At 60.6% G+C, this 2701-nt stretch carries 2 protein-coding genes and 1 pseudogene; all 3 read right to left on the bottom strand.

Annotation, left to right across the window (positions count from 1 at the left end; all coding sequences use genetic code 11):
* Window positions 1-306 (bottom strand): annotated as a pseudogene (locus CG471_RS29500) (excinuclease ABC subunit A); the annotation flags it as partial.
* A gap of 536 nt (window positions 307-842) precedes the next feature.
* Window positions 843-1952, bottom strand: coding sequence for an S-(hydroxymethyl)glutathione dehydrogenase/class III alcohol dehydrogenase (locus tag CG471_RS29495; RefSeq protein ID WP_099234626.1), 1110 nt, complete (start codon window positions 1950-1952; stop codon window positions 843-845).
* 417 nt (window positions 1953-2369) lie between these two features.
* On the bottom strand, window positions 2370-2660 hold the full coding sequence (locus CG471_RS29490) for a metal/formaldehyde-sensitive transcriptional repressor (protein WP_099234625.1): 291 nt from the start codon (window positions 2658-2660) through the stop codon (window positions 2370-2372).
* Window positions 2661-2701: the final 41 nt, after the last annotated feature.

Below are 2701 nucleotides of genomic sequence, written 5' to 3'. Positions count from 1 at the left end.
CTGCTGCAACGCGACCGCAGGCGGCAAACCGTCGATCGCGTCGACCTCCGGCACGCCGGCCTGGTCGATCAGGCGACGGGCATAGGGCGCAACCGATTCCAGATAACGCCGCTGGGCTTCGGCATAAAGGGTGCCGAACGCCAGCGATGACTTGCCCGAGCCCGATATGCCGGTGAACACCACGAAGGCGTCACGCGGTAGATCGACGTCAATATTTTTGAGGTTGTTCTGGCGCGCGCCGCGAACCTGCACGCAAGCAGGCGGCCCCGCATGCCCATGATCGGTGGCCGGCGTCGTCGCGTGAATATCCTTGCTCTTCAATTCAGTCTTCCTGCCATATCCGCCCGTGCGGCCCGTGGTTCATCACAGTCGGGCAACAGATGAACACATTTCCGACCCAATGCATCCAACGGCCAGGCTGGCCTGATGTTCGGCACCTTTGAAATATTTTTCCAGCATCAGACAAAGGTTACGACAAAACCATTTTTCCCGTTGGGTCGCACGACGAGGCCACACGCACTCCGCTGGTAAGCGTCTGGGCCAGGCGGCCCTGGTCCGTGCCGCTATAGACATGTAACGATCGCACTTCGACGCTTGTTACCGCATCGCGACGCGTTGCCCATTTGCCAGAGCGCGCGTCATCATGGCCGGGGTCGGGCCATGATGACGGCTGGCCTGTCAATCCGAGCGCCTGGCGCCGCGTCTTAGAACGCGACTGAACGGTCGACGTTGGCGGCGTCGAGGAAGAGGGGGAAGAAAATGCTGTCACCCGAGATAACCGGAGTGGTCATCCGGTACTTCCTCGATGTCTGGTGTTGCCAGAGGCGCTTTGGATCGGTGGGTCAGTAGTGAATGACCGTGCGGATCGACTTGCCTTCGTGCATCAGGTCGAACGCCTCGTTGATCTCCTCCAAACCCATGGTGTGGGTAACGAACGGGGCCAGATCGATATCACCTCTCATGGCGTCCTCGACCATGCCGGGGAGCTGTGTACGTCCCTTGACGCCGCCGAAAGCGGACCCCTTCCAGACGCGGCCCGTAACGAGCTGGAACGGACGGGTAGAGATTTCTTCGCCCGCGCCGGCAACGCCAATCACGATCGACTGACCCCAGCCACGGTGCGCTGATTCAAGCGCGGCGCGCATGACGTGGACGTTCCCGATGCACTCGAAGGTATGATCGATGCCCCAGCCCGTCATCTCGATCAGCACTTGCTGGATGGGCTTGTCATGGTCCTTGGGGTTGATGCACTCGGTCGCACCGAACTGGCGTGCCAGCTCGAACTTGGACGGGTTGGTGTCGATGGCGATGATGCGACCCGCCTTCGCCTGGCGCGCACCCTGAATCGCCGCGAGGCCGATGCCGCCCAGGCCGAACACGGCGACCGAGTCTCCGGGCTGGACCTTGGCGGTATTGTGGACTGCGCCGATGCCGGTAGTGACGCCGCAGCCCAGCAGGCAGACATGTTGGGGGTTTGCCTCGGGATTGATCTTGGCGAGCGAGACTTCAGCGACGACAGTATATTCACTGAAGGTTGAACAGCCCATGTAATGATAGAGAGGCTGGCCATTGTACGAAAAGCGGGTGGTGCCATCGGGCATCAAGCCCTTGCCCTGCGTCTCGCGGACAGCGACGCACAGGTTGGTCTTGCCCGACACGCAGAAATCGCACTTGCCGCACTCGGCTGTGTAAAGCGGAATCACATGATCGCCCGGCCTGACGCTGGTGACGCCCTCACCGACCTCGACAACGATGCCCGCGCCCTCGTGGCCTAGAACCACCGGGAAAACGCCCTCCGGATCACTGCCCGCTAGCGTGTACGCATCGGTGTGGCACACGCCGGTGTGCGTCACCCGGATGAGCACTTCGCCCTTCCGGGGTGGAGCGACATCGATTTCGACGATTTCGAGTGGCTTGCCTGCCTCGAAGGCTACGGCGGCGCGAGATTTCATCTTGGGATACCCTTGTTGGTTGAATCGGATTGCCGGTCGCGAGGCCCTTGCGTCATCCCCGATTCGCTGGGCACTCATACTGGATGGGAGTATCCTTGCCATACTCCCCGCCAGTATACAAGAGGTGGTCGAGCGAGGATCTCGAACCAGAGAAGGCATGTAGGGGTGGCTTCGCTTCGCAGGCCTTAACCTCTGTGTAGCCCACAGCCTGCGACCCGCCCATCGATCTTGAAGAGGCCATCGATCCTGGCGCGGTGAAAAACGCCGGAGGAGGCGCTCGCTTCGCTACGCCGGCAACAAAATTCAGGCCCGGAACGCCGAAAGCCTGCGCTCTGGTGAACAACAGCGGTTGGCTGGATACGAGGCTTTTGCTCAAACTGCGGGAGAGCACGGGCAAGAAGAGGAGCGCTGAAATCGTTACTTAAGATATGTACGCAGAATCTTCATTACGCCCTCCACGTCGTCCTCGTGATCGCTGCCCTCGCTTTTCACGGCCGAATCTGCACCGGCGCCGAATGTTTCCCTAAGGTGACTCTCCATCACTTCCGCCATCAGTCCATTTGTCGCGCCTCGCATGGCGACAATCTGCTGCAGCAGGGGAGTGCAATCGGCCCCGGCTTCGATCGCGCGTTCCAAAGCGTCCGCCTGGCCCTTAATACGCCGCAAGCGTGTAATGGCTCGCTTCTTGTCCTCTGATGAATGTGGCATCGCGCTTTCCCGAGAAATCGCTTCACCATACTATACAGGGG

It is taken from the genome of Sphingobium sp. IP1, from assembly GCF_002708645.1.
Lineage (GTDB): Bacteria > Pseudomonadota > Alphaproteobacteria > Sphingomonadales > Sphingomonadaceae > Sphingobium > Sphingobium yanoikuyae.
This window is presented reverse-complemented; position numbering and strand designations above follow the sequence as displayed.

Excerpts from the sequence above, each read along its gene's own strand:
- CG471_RS29495 (WP_099234626.1), bottom strand. The coding sequence starts at position 1,952 with ATGAAATCTCGCGCCGCCGTAGCCTTCGAGGCAGGCAAGCCACTCGAA.
- CG471_RS29490 (WP_099234625.1), bottom strand. The coding sequence starts at position 2,660 with ATGCCACATTCATCAGAGGACAAGAAGCGAGCCATTACACGCTTGCGG.